General features: G+C 70.6%; 13 protein-coding genes and 1 pseudogene. 8 read left to right on the top strand and 6 right to left on the bottom strand.

Annotated elements, in window-relative coordinates; all coding sequences use genetic code 11:
• The first annotated feature begins 4 nt into the window (after positions 1–4).
• From JEK78_RS14505 to JEK78_RS14495, 3 genes and pseudogenes are all read left to right on the top strand, one after another.
• Entirely contained in the window at positions 5–1,456 is a 1,452-nt protein-coding gene (locus tag JEK78_RS14505) for an aldehyde dehydrogenase family protein (RefSeq protein WP_200259167.1), read from the top strand.
• Positions 1,449–2,339, top strand: a complete 891-nt coding sequence (locus JEK78_RS14500) for an aldehyde dehydrogenase family protein (protein ID WP_200259165.1) — start codon at positions 1,449–1,451, stop codon at positions 2,337–2,339. Before JEK78_RS14505 ends, JEK78_RS14500 begins: the two co-directional genes overlap by 8 nt.
• A 96-nt stretch (positions 2,340–2,435) precedes the next feature.
• A pseudogene (locus tag JEK78_RS14495) lies at positions 2,436–3,675 on the top strand (IS3 family transposase).
• Positions 3,676–3,771: 96 nt separating this feature from the next.
• Here the strand turns inward: JEK78_RS14495 and JEK78_RS14490 are convergent.
• On the bottom strand, positions 3,772–4,437 hold the full coding sequence (locus JEK78_RS14490) for an alpha/beta hydrolase (protein WP_242483408.1): 666 nt from the start codon (positions 4,435–4,437) through the stop codon (positions 3,772–3,774).
• Positions 4,438–4,553: 116 nt separating this feature from the next.
• Here JEK78_RS14490 and JEK78_RS14485 point away from each other — a divergent pair.
• The 3 genes from JEK78_RS14485 (at position 4,554) to JEK78_RS23405 (ending at position 8,051) form a co-directional block, all read left to right on the top strand.
• Positions 4,554–5,755 (top strand): IS3 family transposase gene (locus tag JEK78_RS14485; protein ID WP_200264172.1). Its coding sequence is split into 2 segments (ribosomal slippage): positions 4,554–4,845 and positions 4,845–5,755, totalling 1,203 coding nucleotides; the frame shifts between segments, so codons are not numbered across the junction.
• 133 nt (positions 5,756–5,888) lie between these two features.
• Positions 5,889–6,863, top strand: coding sequence for a transcriptional regulator (locus JEK78_RS14480; RefSeq protein WP_200259163.1), 975 nt, complete (start codon positions 5,889–5,891; stop codon positions 6,861–6,863).
• Positions 6,864–6,983: 120 nt separating this feature from the next.
• Complete coding sequence (locus tag JEK78_RS23405; protein ID WP_242483077.1) at positions 6,984–8,051, top strand: site-specific integrase; 1,068 nt, start codon at positions 6,984–6,986, stop codon at positions 8,049–8,051.
• Positions 8,052–8,171: 120 nt separating this feature from the next.
• On the opposite strand, the gene car(A) is transcribed toward JEK78_RS23405, so the two are convergent.
• From car(A) to JEK78_RS23795, 3 genes are all read right to left on the bottom strand, one after another.
• Complete coding sequence (car(A), locus tag JEK78_RS14465) at positions 8,172–9,827, bottom strand: ABC-F type ribosomal protection protein Car(A) (protein ID WP_200259161.1); 1,656 nt, start codon at positions 9,825–9,827, stop codon at positions 8,172–8,174.
• Positions 9,828–10,135: 308 nt separating this feature from the next.
• Positions 10,136–11,584 carry a GTPase HflX gene (hflX, locus tag JEK78_RS14460; protein WP_200259159.1) on the bottom strand — a complete coding sequence of 483 codons (1,449 nt, stop codon included), beginning with the start codon at positions 11,582–11,584 and terminating at the stop codon, positions 10,136–10,138.
• A 521-nt stretch (positions 11,585–12,105) separates the two neighbouring features.
• On the bottom strand, positions 12,106–12,639 hold the full coding sequence (locus JEK78_RS23795; RefSeq protein WP_200259157.1) for a helix-turn-helix domain-containing protein: 534 nt from the start codon (positions 12,637–12,639) through the stop codon (positions 12,106–12,108).
• Between the two features lie 79 nt (positions 12,640–12,718).
• On the opposite strand from JEK78_RS23795, the gene JEK78_RS14450 reads away from it, so the two are divergent.
• Positions 12,719–12,919 carry a helix-turn-helix domain-containing protein gene (locus JEK78_RS14450; RefSeq protein WP_200259154.1) on the top strand — a complete coding sequence of 67 codons (201 nt, stop codon included), beginning with the start codon at positions 12,719–12,721 and terminating at the stop codon, positions 12,917–12,919.
• 122 nt (positions 12,920–13,041) lie between these two features.
• On the opposite strand, the gene JEK78_RS14445 is transcribed toward JEK78_RS14450, so the two are convergent.
• The gene (locus tag JEK78_RS14445) at positions 13,042–13,449 is read right to left on the bottom strand and encodes a hypothetical protein (RefSeq protein WP_200259152.1); all 408 of its coding nucleotides are present in this window, start codon (positions 13,447–13,449) and stop codon (positions 13,042–13,044) included.
• Between the two features lie 171 nt (positions 13,450–13,620).
• On the opposite strand from JEK78_RS14445, the gene JEK78_RS14440 reads away from it, so the two are divergent.
• The gene (locus JEK78_RS14440; protein WP_200259150.1) at positions 13,621–14,256 is read left to right on the top strand and encodes a uridine kinase; all 636 of its coding nucleotides are present in this window, start codon (positions 13,621–13,623) and stop codon (positions 14,254–14,256) included.
• 173 nt (positions 14,257–14,429) lie between these two features.
• On the opposite strand, the gene JEK78_RS14435 is transcribed toward JEK78_RS14440, so the two are convergent.
• Positions 14,430–15,215 carry a SigE family RNA polymerase sigma factor gene (locus tag JEK78_RS14435; protein WP_200259147.1) on the bottom strand — a complete coding sequence of 262 codons (786 nt, stop codon included), beginning with the start codon at positions 15,213–15,215 and terminating at the stop codon, positions 14,430–14,432.
• Between the last annotated feature and the right edge of the window lie 53 nt (positions 15,216–15,268).

Genomic DNA, 15,268 nt, shown 5'->3' with positions numbered 1-15,268 from the left:
CCCCATGACCACGGACAAGCAGACGAACGCCTTCGCCTACGCGCCGGCACCGGAGTCCCGCTCCGTCGTCGACATCGCCCCCTCCTACGGCCTCTTCGTCGACGGCGAGTTCCGCGAGTCGACCGGCGGACGGACGTTCGCGACGGTGGACCCGTCCACCGGGGAGGTGCTCTCCGAGGTCGCCGACGGGACCGAGGAGGACGTGGACCAGGCCGTCCGGGCCGCCAGGGCGGCCTTCGGGACCTGGTCGGCGCTGCCAGGCGCCGAGCGCGCCAAGTACCTGTTCCGGATCGCGCGGATCATCCAGGAGCGCGCCCGCGAGTTCGCCGTCCTGGAGACGTTGGACAACGGCAAGCCCATCCGCGAGACGCGGGACGCGGACCTGCCCCTGGTCGCCGCGCACTTCTTCTACCACGCCGGGTGGGCGGACAAGCTGGAGCACGCCGGGTTCGGCCCGCACCCGAGGCCGCTGGGCGTCGCGGGTCAGGTCATCCCCTGGAACTTCCCGCTCCTGATGCTCGCCTGGAAGGTCGCCCCCGCGTTGGCCACCGGCAACACGGTGGTCCTCAAACCGGCCGAGACCACCCCGCTGTCCGCCCTGTTCTTCGCGGACGTCTGCCGCCGGGCCGGCCTTCCCCGAGGCGTCGTCAACATCGTGACCGGCCACGGCGCCACCGGCGCCGCGCTGGTGGCCCACCCGGGCGTCGACAAGGTCGCGTTCACCGGTTCCACGGCCGTGGGCAAGGAGATCGCCCGCACGGTGGCGGGCACCGGGAAGAAGCTCACCCTGGAACTCGGCGGCAAGGGCGCCAACATCGTCTTCGACGACGCGCCGATCGACCAGGCCGTCGAGGGGATCGTGGACGGCATCTTCTTCAACCAGGGCCAGGTCTGCTGCGCCGGCAGCCGTCTGCTGGTACAGGAGTCGATCCGAGACGAGTTGCTGGACCGCCTCAAGCGCCGGCTGTCGGCGCTGCGCCTGGGCGATCCGATGGACAAGAACACCGACATCGGCGCGATCAACTCCGCCGAGCAGCTGGCCCGGATCACCGCGCTCGCCGAGCGGGGCGAGGCCGAGGGCGCCGAGCGCTGGTCGCCGGAGTGCGAGCTGCCCGCGCGCGGCTTCTGGTTCCCGCCCACGCTCTTCACCGGCGTGACGCAGGCGCACACCGTCGCCCGCGAGGAGATCTTCGGCCCGGTGCTGTCGGTCCTCACCTTCCGTACCCCGGACGAGGCGGTCGCCAAGGCCAACAACACCCCGTACGGGCTTTCGGCGGGCATCTGGACCGAGAAGGGGTCGCGCGTCCTCGCGGTCGCGAACAAGCTTCGCGCGGGCGTCGTCTGGTCCAACACGTTCAACAAGTTCGATCCGACCTCGCCGTTCGGCGGCTACAAGGAGTCGGGCTTCGGCCGCGAGGGCGGCCGGCACGGCCTGGAGGCATACCTCGATGTCTGACCCGCGACTGAGTGTCCTGAAGACCTACAAGCTGTACGTCGGCGGGAAGTTCCCGCGTTCGGAGAGCGGCCGAGTGTACGAGGTGACGGACTCCGAGGACCACTGGCTGGCCAACGCGCCACTCGCCTCGCGCAAGGACGCCCGCGACGCGGTCGTCGCCGCGCGGAGGGCGTTCGGCGGCTGGTCCGGCGCGAGCGCCTACAACCGCGGCCAGGTGCTGTACCGCGTCGCGGAGATGCTGGAGGGCCGCCGCGAGCAGTACGTCCGCGAGGTCGCCAAGGCCGAGGGACTCGCCGACTCCGAGGCCTCCGCCGAGGTCGACGCGGCCATCGACCGCTGGATCTGGTACGCGGGGTGGACCGACAAGATCGCCCAGGTGAGGGGCGGCTCCAACCCGGTCGCCGGCCCCTTCCTCAACCTCTCCTCCCCCGAACCGACCGGCGTGGTCGCGGTGGTGGCCCCCCGGGAGTCGTCCCTCCTGGGACTCGTCTCGGTCGTCGCCCCGGTGATCGCCACCGGCAACACCGCCGTCGTGGTGGCGAGCGAGCGCGCTCCGCTCCCGGCCCTCTCCCTCGGCGAGGTCCTGGCGACCTCGGACCTCCCCGGTGGCGTGGTCAACGTCCTCTCCGGGCGCGCGGCGGAACTCGCCGCGCCGCTCGCCGCCCATCAGGACGTCAACGCCATCGACCTCACGGGAGCCGACGCGGAACTCGCCAGGGACCTGGAGGTCTCCGCGGCCGACAACCTCAAGCGGGTGCTGCGCCCCCGATCGACCGAGGACTGGTCGCGGACGCCCGGCACGGAGCGGATGACGGCCTTCCTGGAGACCAAGACGGTCTGGCACCCCACCGGCTCGCTGGGCGCCTCCGGTTCCTCCTACTGATTGACCTCCTCCCGGTCCTGAAGGACGGCGCTTCCCCCCCTGTAGGTGGACACCTTCGATCCGGCCCCGCAGGGGACCGGCCAGAAGGAGTCATTTATGGTGATGAGGGTCTACTCGCCCGAGTTCAAGGCCGACGCCGTCACCCTGTACCTCTCGGACCCGAGCCACACCTACGCCCAGATCGGTGACGATCTCGGCGTCAGTCGCGAGACCCTGCGGAACTGGGTGAGCGCCCACCGCGCCCGCACCGAAACCACCGGCACCACCAGGAAGAACGTGACCAGCACCCCACCCCGGACGGCCCAGCCGGCCCCGACGAGCTGCGCGAACGCATCGCAGCCCTGGAGGCCGAGCTGAAGACGGTCCGCAAGGACAACCAGAAACTCGCCCAGGAACGCGACATCCTGCGCAAGGCGACGAAGTTTTTCGCCTCGGAGATGAACTGGTGAGCCGCTTCGCGTTCATCTCCGCCCACCGGGAGGACTTCCCCGTCAAGCGGCTGTGCCAGGTCATGGACGTGCAGCGCTCCAGCTACTACAAGTGGCGCGCCGCCGCCCCGGCCCGCACAGCCCGCGAGCAGGCCGACGTCGCCCTCGCCGCCAGGATCAAGGCCATACACACCGAGTTCGACGGAGCTTACGGGGCCCCGCGCATCACCGCCGAGCTCCGGGAGGCCGGCCAGGCGCCGGTCAACGAGAAGAGAGTGGCCCGGGTGATGCGCGCCTTCGGTATCGTCGGCACGCACCTGCGCAAGAAGGTCCGCACCACGGTACCCGAGCCGTCCGCCACCCCCGTGCCGGACCTGTTCCGCCGCGACTTCTCCGCCGCCGCCCCGAACACCAAGTACATGGGCGACATCACATATCTGCCCGTCGGCGACGGGGAGTTCCTCTATCTGGCGACCGTGCTGGACTGCTTCAGCCGCCGGGTGGCCGGCTGGTCGATCGCCGACCACATGCGCACCGATCTCGTCGCCGACGCGCTCACGATGGCCGCCGCCACCCGCGGCAGCCTCGCCGGAGCGATCTTCCACACCGATCACGGCGCACAGTACACCAGCCGCCAATTCGCCGATCTGTGCGCGCAGTTGGGCGTCACCCAGTCCATGGGCGCGGTCGGGACCTCCGCGGACAACGCCGCCTGCGAGAGCTTCCACGCCTCGCTGAAGCGGGAGATCCTCAAGGGCGCCCGCCGCTTCCCGGGGGCCGCCACATGCCGCCGGCAGGTCTTCCGCTACAACACCCGGCGACGGCACTCGGCAAACGGCCAACTCAGCCCCGTCGCCCGGGAGCAGGAGTACGAACGACAGTCGGATACGATGACACTCGCCGCATAACACCACGAACTGGTGTCCACTTCTCGGGGGGAAGCCCCCGCAGCCTGCGGATGCTCTCGTGGCCAGGCATCGGGCTGTGCCTCTCGGCCAGCGCGGTCAGGAGACGGCCTTGTCGAGGACATGGGCGAGTTCGGCGGGCGCGGACAGCATCGGCCAGTGCCCGGTGGGCAGGTCGAAGGGCCGCCACGGCGGCTGGTTCAGGTAGGCCAGCATCGGCACCCCGGCTTCCAGCAGTCCCGTGAAGTCACGGCAGGCGATCAGGACACGGTCCACACCGGGACCGGGCTCGGCCGGGCCGGCGAGACGCTGGGTGAAAGTGCCGAACGGCTGAGGGGTGGCACGCGTGCGCAGAGCGTTCCGCTGGCCCTCATCGAGCCCATCGAGGCTGCTGGACAAGCCCAGGACCTCAAAGGGCGGCATCGGTAGCCGCCACCCGTCGCCGGAAGCGTCGACCTGCTGGCGCAGCTGGTCCGCTGCCTGCGGCGGCATGAGGTCGAGCATGCACATGCCTGCGGCGAACGGGGCGCTGTCCACGTAGATCACGCGCTCCAGGCGGTCGCCGAGACGTCCGGCTGCCCCGGTTACCGGGGCAGCCGCGTAGCTGTGGGCGACCAGCGTGACGTCGCGCAGACCGTTCCGCTCAATGAAGCCGGTGATGTCCGCGATGTGCGTGTCCAGGTCTGCCCGGGGTCCGGCCTGGTCGGCGTGTTCGGCCAGGCCGGTCAGGGTCAGCGGCAGCGCCGTGTGGCCGCGCTCCTGCAGAGCTCGGGCGGTGTCTTCCCAGGCCCACGCCCCGAGCCAGGCGCCGGGGGCCTTGACCCCGGATCCTGGACACCCGAGACACTTGGATCTTGAAGGTCCAGGAGAACGGATGTCCCGTGGTCATGAAGCACTACCCGCCTGAGTTCAAGGCGGACGCGGTCGCGCTGTACGAGTCGCGGCCCGGGGCGACGATCAAGTCGGTCGCCGCTGATCTGGGGGTCAACCCGGAGACGCTGAGGAACTGGATCCGGGCGGCCGGTGCCGCCCGTCCCCGTGGCCGCCGCCCGGAGGGTCCGGCGGTGCCGGAGTCTTCGCTTCAGGCAGAGCTCGCCGCCGCGCGGAAGAAGATCCGCGAGCTGGAGGAGGAACGCGAGCTCCTGCGGAAGGCCGCGAAGTATTTCGCCGGGGAGACGCGCTGGTGAACCGCTTCCAGTTCGTCTGCGACCACCAGCGCCGATACGGCGTGAAGCGGTTGTGCCAGGTCCTGGGCATCGCCCGCTCCAGCTTCTACTACTGTCGCCGGACCGCACCGGACCGGGCGGCCCGCCGGGCGGCCGACGCCCAGCTCGCCGCACGGATCCAAACCGTCCACCGGGAGTCGGACGGCACCTACGGTGTCCCCAGGATCACCGCCGAGCTCCGCGAGGACGGTGAGCGCGTCAACCACAAGCGCGTCGCCCGCCTCATGCGCACTGCCGGTATCGCCGGGACGCGCCTGCGCCGCAGACACCGCACCACGGTCCCGGACCCGGCCGCCGCGAAGGCGCCCGACCTGATCGGCCGGGACTTCACCGCCACGGAGCCGAACACCAGGTATGCCGGCGATATTACGTATCTCCCGCTGGACGGTGGGAAGTTCCTCTATCTCGCCACGGTCATCGACCTCGCCTCGCGCCGCCTGGCCGGATGGGCGCTGGCCGATCACATGCGGACCGAGCTCGTCACCGATGCCCTGGACGCGGCGATACGGACCCGCGGCAGCCTCGCGGGGGCCGTCATGCACAGCGACCACGGGGCGCAATACACCAGTCGGGCCTTCGCCCACGCCTGCTCGAAGGCCGGTGTCCGCCAGTCCATGAGCGCGGTCGGCAGCTCGGCGGACAACGCGCTGGCCGAGTCCTTCAACGCGACGTTCAAGCGGGAAACCCTCCAAGGCCGCAAGAGCTGGTCCAGCGAGCGCGAAGCCCGGCTCGACGCCTTCCGATGGCTGAACCGCTACAACACCCGACGCCGCCACTCACGACTCGGACAACGCAGCCCGATCGCCTACGAGACGGCACTCGCCGCAACATCAACTACGCTGGCTCAAGCCGCATAGCCCGTGTCCAGGATTCGGGGTCAAGGCCCCGGGAACGAGTACGAAGGTGGCCATGTGATCTCCCAGAAGTAGGTGCTGCCCGGAGCGTAAAGTCGATACAGGACAGAATCCGCCCTGAAATGCCGAGTGATCCATGTCGCATCCCTTGACCCGTGTGCTGACCCTGCTGGAACTCCTCCAGTCCAACGCCCGGCTCACCGGGACGGAGCTGGCCGACCGGCTGGACACCGACGTGCGCACAGTGCGCCGGTACACCGCGCACCTGCGGGAGCTGGGCATCCCCGTGGAGGCCGAACGCGGCCGCTACGGCGGCTACCGACTGGCCCGCGGCTACCGGATGCCACCCCTGGTCCTCACCAATGACGAGGCTCTCGCCGTCGTCTTTGGCCTGCTCGCGGCAGAACGTCTGGGCATGGGCACCACCGCGCCGGCCAGTGCCGGTGCCCTGGCCAAGATCGAGCGGGTGCTCCCGCACGCCCTGCGCGAACCGCTCGCCGCCATGCGGGAGACCCTGTCGTTCACCGCCAACACCGTGATTGGGCAGGCACCCGGAACCGACGTCCTGCTGGCACTGGCCCAGGCCTCCCGCGCCCGCGCGACCATCGGTATCAGCCACCAGTCCTGGCGCCAGGAACACACCGAACGCGACATCGACCCCTACGGCGTGGTCTTCCACACCGGCCGTTGGTACGTCGTTGGCCACGACCACCTCCGCGACAGCCTGCGTACCTTCCGTATCGACCGCATCGCCTCCGTCACCTCCCGAGCCGACAGCTTCACCGCACCCGACGGCTTCGACCCCGTCGCCCACCTGACCTCGACCCTCGCCCAGGGGCCCTACCGTTGGCAGGTCGAGGTGACGATCCATGGCCCCCTCGATGAGATCGCCTGCCGACTGCCTCGCTCAGCGGTGACCCTCACCGCCCAGCCCACCGGTGTTCTCATGCACGCACGGGCAGAACGGCTGGACGGCATGGCCCACATGCTCGCCTCCCTGGAGTGGCCCTTCACCATCCACCATCCCGACGAACTGCGGCAGGCGCTCAAGGATCTGGCCGCCCAGCTCACCGCAGCCGCCCAGCGGAAACCGGAAGAACTACCGCAGTAAATGCCGGATTTACTGCGGTAGGACCTCTATGGTGATCACTGCGACTTGTTGCGGGGCATCGCGGCCGCCGGGGCGAGGTGTACGCATTTACTGCGGCAGGGCTGGGAGGGTGGGGCGGACGTGACGATCGAACCGGTGACCGACCTCTGGAGCGGGGGCGCGTTCCGGCTGCCGCGCGCCCGGGTGGTGCCCCTGTCTGCCCCGCCGTCGTCGTACGCCGCGGCGGTCGAGCGGTACCTCACCGGTGCGGGCATCGCTCAGTCCTCGGCGCGGATCTACCGGATCTCGCTCACGACATGGGGATGGATGCTCGCCGGTGAACCCGCGCCGACCGGACCCGCCCGCCGCGGCGCGGAGCCGCCCGTCTTCCCCATCGCCGCGATCGACGACCCGGCGCTGCCGGAAGTGCTGGCCGAACTGGCGGCGGCGCGGGCGGACGAGATGGACGCCGACACCGTCAACCGGGAGTTGTCCATCGCGCGCAAGGCGATCGGCTGGTGGCAGCGCCAGGGCTGGATCGGATGCGATCCGACGATCGGCATCGAGCGGCGGCCGGCGCCGCCCGACCGCACCAAGGCCCTCGCGGAGAACCAGATCGCCGCCCTGTGGCGGCTGGACGTCGCCCTGCGGGAGAAGACGCAGTGGAAGATGCTCTACGAGTCCGCCGCACGGGCCGACGAGGTGCTGTGCCTGAATGTGGAAGACCTCTACCCGCAGGACAAACGGGGGAAGATCACCGCCAAGGGCGGGGCGACCGAGTGGATTCACTGGCAGTCGGGCACCGCCCAGCTCCTGCCCCGCCTCATCGGCCGCCGTACCCGCGGACCGCTGTTCCTCACCGACCGCAGGGCCCCCGCCGGGACGCCGACGCTCGACGTCTGTCCGGAGACCAGCAGGGCCCGGCTCTCCTACCGCCGGGCTGAGGAGATCTTCGAGGAGAACACAAGGCTGCTGGCCAACCCCCTCGCCTCGCCCGAGGACATCGAAAACCTGGACGGGTGGACGCTCCACCGCCTACGTCACAGCGCCTTGACACACGACGCTGAGGATGGCACCTCGACCCCGATGCTGCTGGCCCGCTCCCGCCACGCTTCCGTCCGCTCCCTTGAGCGCTACGCCCGCCCCGGAGTCGACTCGGTCGCCCGACACGTCGCCGAACGCGACCCCGCCGCACGCCGTCCGACGTGACCCTTGCTGTTAGCGGCTGGTGGCAACTACCGGCGCCGCGAAAACCCTGCTCGTCCGCCTCTGATCGGACGGAGGGACGGACCCCCGTCGGCCGTCTCTCCGTCCGTACGGACCCAGCGATCAGGCGGCGGTGAACTCGGCCACGAGCCCGTCACGCAGCGTCAGGTGGGCGCCGTTGAAGCGGGATCGCATGCGCCGGTCGTGGGTGACGACGACCACCGTGCCCTGATAGCCGGTCAGCGCCTCCTCCAGTTCCTCGACGAGCGCGGGCGAGAGGTGGTTGGTGGGCTCGTCCAGCAGCAGCAGGTCCACCGGCTCGGTCACGAGCCGGGCCAGTTCGATGCGGCGTCGCTGCCCGTACGACAGTGTCTCCACCCGCTGCCGCAGGTCGTCCGGGCTGAACAGCCCGAGCGAGAGCAGTGCCTCGGTGTGCTCGTCGATGTCGCCGACCCGTCCACTGCCGAAGGCCTGAAGCACTGTCGTCCCCGTCGGCCATGGTGCCTGTTCCTGCCTGAGATGCCCGACCCGGCCCGAAACCCGCACCGATCCGCTGTCGGGCGTCAGCTCCCCGGAGAGCACGCGCAGCAGTGTCGTCTTGCCGGCCCCGTTGGGGCCGGTGATCAGCAGCCGGTCACCGGGCCCGAGGCGCAGGGCGTCGATGCCGAGCCGGTCGTCCACCCGTACGCCGGTGAGTTCGGCCACCGTCTCCTCCGGTTGTGCGGCCTCGGTGCTGATCTCCGCGGTGAAGGTGAGCGGCTCGGGCGGCGGCGCGATGGGGTTCTCGGTCAGCCGTGCGACCCGTTCCTTGGCATTGCGGATCCGCACCATCGCGCCGTGGCCCCGTCCGCGCCTCCGGAACTGCCCGGCGCCGAAGACGGCGACGGGAAGCTTGCGCGGGATGTTGTCCAGCCGTGCCACGTTGGACGTGATCAGCTCGCGGCTGCGGTCCAGTTCGGCGCGCCACTGCTCGTACTCCAGAAGCCGACGCTGTCGTTCGGCCGCCTTGGCCGCCAGATAGCCCTCGTAGCCGTTGCCGTAGCGGGCCACCGTGCCGGAGTCGACCTCCAGGATCGTGGTCGTGAGCCGGTCGAGGAACAGCCGGTCGTGGGTGACTGCGACGACGGTGCCCTTGTGCCTCCGCAGGTGTTCCTCCAGCCAGCCCACGGCCCGGTCGTCCAGGTCGTTGGTCGGCTCGTCCAGCAGCAGCAGTTCGGGTTCCGAGGCCAGAGTCGCGGCCAGGGCGAGGCGCGACCGCTCGCCGCCGGACAGGGTGCCCAGCTTCCGGCCGCGGTCCAGCCCGGGCAGCCCGAGTCCGTGCAGCGCGATCTCCACCCGGGAGTCGGCCTCGTAGCCGCCCCGAGCCTGGTACCGATCGACCAGCACGGCGTAGCCCTCCAGGAGGGCGGCGAGTTCGGCATCCGGCTCTTCCTGGTGCGGCCTTTCGGCCAGCTCGGCCTCGGCCCGGCGCATGCCCTCCTCCAGTTCCCGCAGGTCGGCCAGGGCCAGATCGACGGCGTCCTGGACCGTGGCGTCCAGCGGCAGTTCCAGTGTCTGGGCCAGATAGCCGACTCCACCGGGCGCGACTACGGTGAGCGCGCCGTTGTCGGGCTGTTCCTGCCCGGCGATGAGTTTGATCAGCGTGGACTTGCCGGATCCGTTGTCCCCGATGACACCGACCTTCTCGCCCGGCTTGATCGTGACGCCGATCCGGTCGAGTACGACGTGGTCCTGGTAACGCTTGGTGATGTCATGCAGGGCGAGTTGCGCTGTCGACACGCAGGAGTCCTCCTGATCGTCACTGGTTTGAGTGATGTCGCCGCGCACGCAGAAGACCGTCGGGAGGGGATCCGTTCGGTGGGAATACCGCACGGCGAAGGATCGCGGTGCGGTTGTTTCCTCAGAGGTGCACGGCGGGGCGTGGTGACGGAGCCAGGCTCGACGTCCCACGCCTTCGCGGACCACACGTACCGATCACAGGGAACCCATGCCGCCAGCGTAGTCGGTACGAGGCTGCACCGGCAACCGGTCTGGCCTGAGCCCAGGGTGGGAGGGCCGGGTCCGCCTCCCGGCCCTCCCACCCTGGGTCACGGCTGGGGGTAGGCCCGTAGCACGGACGCCAGTTCCGGCCCCACCTTCGCCTTGAGCAGGGTCCCTTGCTCGGTGTGCTCGGCCGAGAGCACCTCGCCCTCCTGGTGGGCCCGCGCGATCAGGCCGCCCTGGGTGTAGGGGATCATGGCCTCGATCTCCACCTCGGGGTGCGGCAGAAGGGCGTCGACAAGGTCCCGCAGGGCCTCGACACCGTCTCCGGTGCGCGCGGAGACGGCGATCGAGCCCGGCTCCGCCTCCAGCAGGCGGAAGAGCACGTCGGGGTCGGCGGCGTCTGCCTTGTTGACTACGACGACCTCCCTGATCCCGCCGGCGCCGACCTCCGCCAGGACCTCCCGGACGGAGGCGAGTTGCGCTTCCGGTTCCGGGTGCGAGCCGTCCACCACGTGCAGCACCAGGTCCGCGTCCGCCACCTCTTCGATCGTGGAGCGAAACGCCTCGACAAGGTGGTGCGGAAGGTGCCGCACGAAACCAACGGTGTCGGCGATGGTGTGGGTGCGGCCGCTCGGGGTCTCCGCGCGGCGCACCGTCGTGTCCAGAGTGGCGAACAGCGCGTTCTCCACGAGCACTCCGGCGCCGGTGAGCCGGTTCAGCAGGGAGGACTTGCCGGCGTTGGTGTACCCCGCGAGGGCGACCGACAGCACCTTGTTGCGCCGCCGCTCCTCGCGCTTGATGTCCCGTCCGGTCTTCAACTGGGCGATCTCCCGGCGGAGTTTGGCCATCCGCTCGTGGATCTGCCGCCGGTCGGTCTCGATCTTCGTCTCGCCGGGTCCGCGGGTCGCCATGCCGCCCCCGCCTCCGCCGCCCATCTGCCGGGACATCGACTGGCCCCAGCCGCGCAGCCTGGGGAGCATGTACTGCATCTGGGCCAGTGCCACCTGAGCCTTGCCCTCGCGGGACTTGGCGTGCTGCGCGAAGATGTCCAGGATCAGCGCGGTACGGTCCACGACCTTGACGCGTACGACGTCCTCAAGGTGGACCAGCTGGCTGGGGCTCAGTTCTCCGTCGCATACGACCGTGTCGGCACCGGCCTCCTCTACGATCTCGCGCAGCTCCGCGGCCTTGCCCGATCCGATGTAGGTCGCGGGGTCGGGTTCCTGCCGCCGTTGGATGACCCCGTCGCACACCAGGGCGCCTGCCGTCTCCGCCAGCGCGGCCAGTTCGGCGAGTGAGCTCTCGGCCTCGTCGACGGAGCCAGACATCCAGACTCCGACGAGTACGACCCGCTCCAGGCGCAGTCTGCGGTACTCGACCTCGGTGACGTCGGAGAGTTCAGTGGAGAGCCCGGTGACCCGGCGTAGTGCGGTGCGCTCCTCACGATCGTACTGCTCACCGTCCAGGCTGTCGGTGTCCACCGGCACAAAGCGTTCGTCCATCAGGGCGTCCGCACGCTGCTGCCGCGCGGCGGAACCTTCGGGGTGAGTCATATGAAGTCCTTTCTGTGGCGGAGACCGCCGACAGGGCCCGGCACGGGTGCGCTCCGTCTTCCTGGGGCCCCGCCGGTCGCGGAATCGTTCGCTGGCCTCAGCGCAGGGCACCCATCCGGGACGTACGGGACGGATCAACACAGCCGGATGCATGGTTGGCCCGTCAAACCCGTCGAAGAAACGGGCAGAGCAAGGCCAGGGCTTAAGGGGGGAGAGGTGAACACCGTCGGCAACAACGGGCAGGCCACGAGCAGCACAGCCCACGAGCCGCGCCCGGCGGTACATCGCGCCGGAGGGCTCAGCAGAGGGCCGCTTGGGGCATCGCGCCCCGCACCGCGTCACAGATGGTCATTGCCGAATCTCACACGCTGTCAACCGTAGTCGATTCTCCGGCCGACCGCATGCACCATTCCCGAACGACGAAGGCCCGACGGATGGGCGTCGAAGAAGACCACGTCATCTCCGGACATCTCCGCGAGGCGATCATCGGCAGGCATCTTCGCGCGCGTACGCCATCCCCCTCAGCTGACCGGCCGCGCGCTCCGGGAGTACGTGCCATCGGCCCTGGGCGCCCGTACCAGGTCCGCCCGCCTTGCCGGGCCACTTCGTGAATGTCCGTGCCCGGTGTGCGGCCGTGCTCTTACCGTCCAGCCCGAATGCCGATCACGGGGGCGGGTGGAAGGGGCTGCGCGGTGGGGCGGGATCTGGGTCTGGACGGGGTGGTGGACCACTTCACCCTGTCCGTGAGGCGCCCTGCGCTTGCCGGTGACGGAGGCGAAGAAGTTCCGGTAGGCGGTGTGCGGGTCGGCAAGCGCCTGCACAAGGACCACGGAGGACACCTCGGCGAGCCGGCCCCGTTCCTCGGTGCGCTTCGCAGCGGTGATGACCTGCTTCTGAAGGTCGGTGTCCTTGATGTACGGCAGCCCCGCCGCGTGCGTTTCCCGCCGTGCGCGGAGGGCGTCGTTGAAGACGACTCGGGCGCAGCCGAATGCTTTCGCGAGTTCCTTCCGTTGCCCGGCTGTGGGGTACAGCCGGTAGTTGTAGCGCAACTGCACCCCACACCCCCTTATCGAGTAGCTGATCTACTGCCAACATAGCAGTAGACGACCTACCGCATGCGGATACCGTGAACCCATGGACATCCCCGGCTACCTCACGACCACCCAGGCCGCCGAACGACTTGGCATCAACCGGCAGAGCGTCTACAACCTCGCCAACCGGGCGCCCGACTTCCCAAAGCCGGTGAAGGTCGGCCGCGCATCGCTGTGGCCCGTCGACGGCATCGATGCCTGGCGTGCCGCCCATCCGGCGCGTCGCCGTCGGGACGCGGAGTGAGGCTCGGCGCTGCGCGCCTCGGGCCGAGGATGGGCTAACCCCGCCCTGAAGGACGGGGCCTGCGCCCAAGAATCCGGTCACCGGGTCCACCGACCCGAGCGAGGCCGGTCGCTCGGGAGCCGTCAGGCCCCGAGCAGCCCGGCCGCCTGCCCGACCACCGGCATGCCGCCGATCGACTCGGCTTGGGCAACGGGTCCGGTGACGGTCCGCGTCGCCACCGGCCGAAAGTCGGCCACCCGTGTCCCCACGCCGTTGTCCAGCGGGTCGACGCCGGTGCCCGCGAGCGGATTGGGCTTGAGCCCAGTCACCGCGCCGGCGACATGACCGACGACGCCGGTCGTCGCGGCCAGACCGGACTCGGGATCCACCTCACCCAGGGAGGTGGGGCGGGTCTGCGCCAGACCGGCGAGGGACTCCCCACCGTCCGCGGCGGCGAGTGGCGCGCCCGCGCCCAGGGCCGCCCCCGCCGTCGCCAGCGCGATCAGGGCGCGCCGGGCCGTGGGAGTCCGGGGGGACGCGTGTCGGGCCATCGCTGTCGTCACCTCTCGCTGTGGGATGCCGTCGAAGTGTCGTCAGCCTACCCCGAAGTCGCTGCGGAACGTGACGCGTTCGACGCGGAGCGTGGTCGTGGTGTGATGCGCGCTGCACCAAGGGCCCGCGAGGTCGTACCCAGGGCGATCGATGCCCCACACTGGTGACCCGTGAGTTCCCAACCGCCCATACAGACCCGGGTCGCGCTGCTCAGCGGCCCCTCCGGTTCCGGCAAGTCGTTGCTCGCGGCCCGCTCCGGCCTGCCGGTGCTGCGGCTCGACGACTTCTACAAGGAGCGCGACGACCCCACGCTCCCCCCGCTCCCCGGGAGCTCGGCCGTCGACTGGGACCACCCCGGGTCCTGGGACGCCGACGCGGCCGTCTCCGCGATCACGGAGCTGTGCGCCACCGGCCGCACCCGGGTGCCCGTCTACGACATCTCGCTCAGCGCGCGTACGGGCGAGGAAGCGGTGGACATCGGGGACGCGCCCCTGTTCGTCGCGGAGGGAATCTTCGCCGCCGAGATCGTCGCCCGTTGCCGTGAGGCGGGCGTCCTCGCCGACGCTCTCTGCCTGAGCCGGGGACCGGTCGCGACGTTCCGCCGCCGGTTCGCCCGGGATCTGCGGGAGGGACGCAAGTCGGTGCCGTTCCTGCTGCGGCGCGGTTGGCGGCTGATGCGGCGGGAGCGTTCGATCATCGCCCGGCAGACGGCGTTGGGCGCCCACGCCTGCGGTCGGGAGGAGGCACTGGGACGGTTGTCCGACGCCGCGGCGAGCGGACGGTCCCAGACGCCCTCGGCCGCCTGACGGCCCCGCCGGCCGGGGACCCTCGTCCCGGCGACTCGTGGGGCGGGACCGGACGGACCCCCCGGCCCTCCGGCCCCGCTCCCCCTCCCCCGTGCGCCCCGGCCCGAGGCGCGGCTCGCGCGCCGGCCGACGGACGCCCCTCCGGGCCGCGACGCGAGGGATCTTCCGGCCCCTCAGCCCGCCAGCTCCCCGAAGGCGTCGCCCCGGTCCCGCCCCGAGGCGAGGACCTCGTCGTCCCGCATCCGACGCAGCGACCGCCAGATGCTGGACTTCACCGTGCCGACGCTGATGTCGAGTATGTCGGCGATCTCCGGATCCGTACGTCCCTCGTAGTACCGCAGGACCAGCATCGTGCGCTGTGGCTCGGGCAGCCGGGCAAGGGCCTGCCACAGGACCGCGCGCAGCTCCGTCCCCCGCATCGCGTCCGTGTCGCCGACGGTCTCCGGGAGTTCCTCGGTCGGGTACTCGTTCAGCTTGCGGCGGCGCCACGCGCTGATGTGCAGATTGGTCATCGTCCGACGGAGGTACCCGCCGACGGCGGCCTTGTCGCTGATCCTGTCCCACGCCCGGTAGGTCGAGAACAGCGCGCTCTGCAGCAGGTCCTCGGCCTCGTGGCGGTCGCCGGTGAGGTGGTAGGCGGTGGCGTACAGGGAGGCGCGACGCTCCCGGACGTAGGCGGTGAACTCCGCCTCGGACAGGGAGCGAGGCTCCCTCGTCCCCTCCCCGTACGCTCCCCCGGAGGTGTCCCCCCGGTCCCCCTTGTGGGCGTCCACCACCGCCATGCCGACGGTGTGTTGACGCCCGGTGCCGCGAGCGCGCCCCCGTCCCCCCGCGCGTTCGAACCCGTTCGCGCGGGGGGCGCCGCCCTCGGCACCGGTCTTCCCCGGAGCCCGACGCGGCTGCGCCCCGTGCAGGCGCGTGACCACTGCGCTGGTGTTGGTGCCGTGCAGTGTGCTCATCGCGCGCCCCCCGTCGTGGACTCCCGTGGTGTCTGTGTCGAGAATCCTGCCCG

The organism is Streptomyces sp. HSG2 (assembly GCF_016598575.1).
Lineage (GTDB): Bacteria > Actinomycetota > Actinomycetes > Streptomycetales > Streptomycetaceae > Streptomyces.
This window is presented reverse-complemented; position numbering and strand designations above follow the sequence as displayed.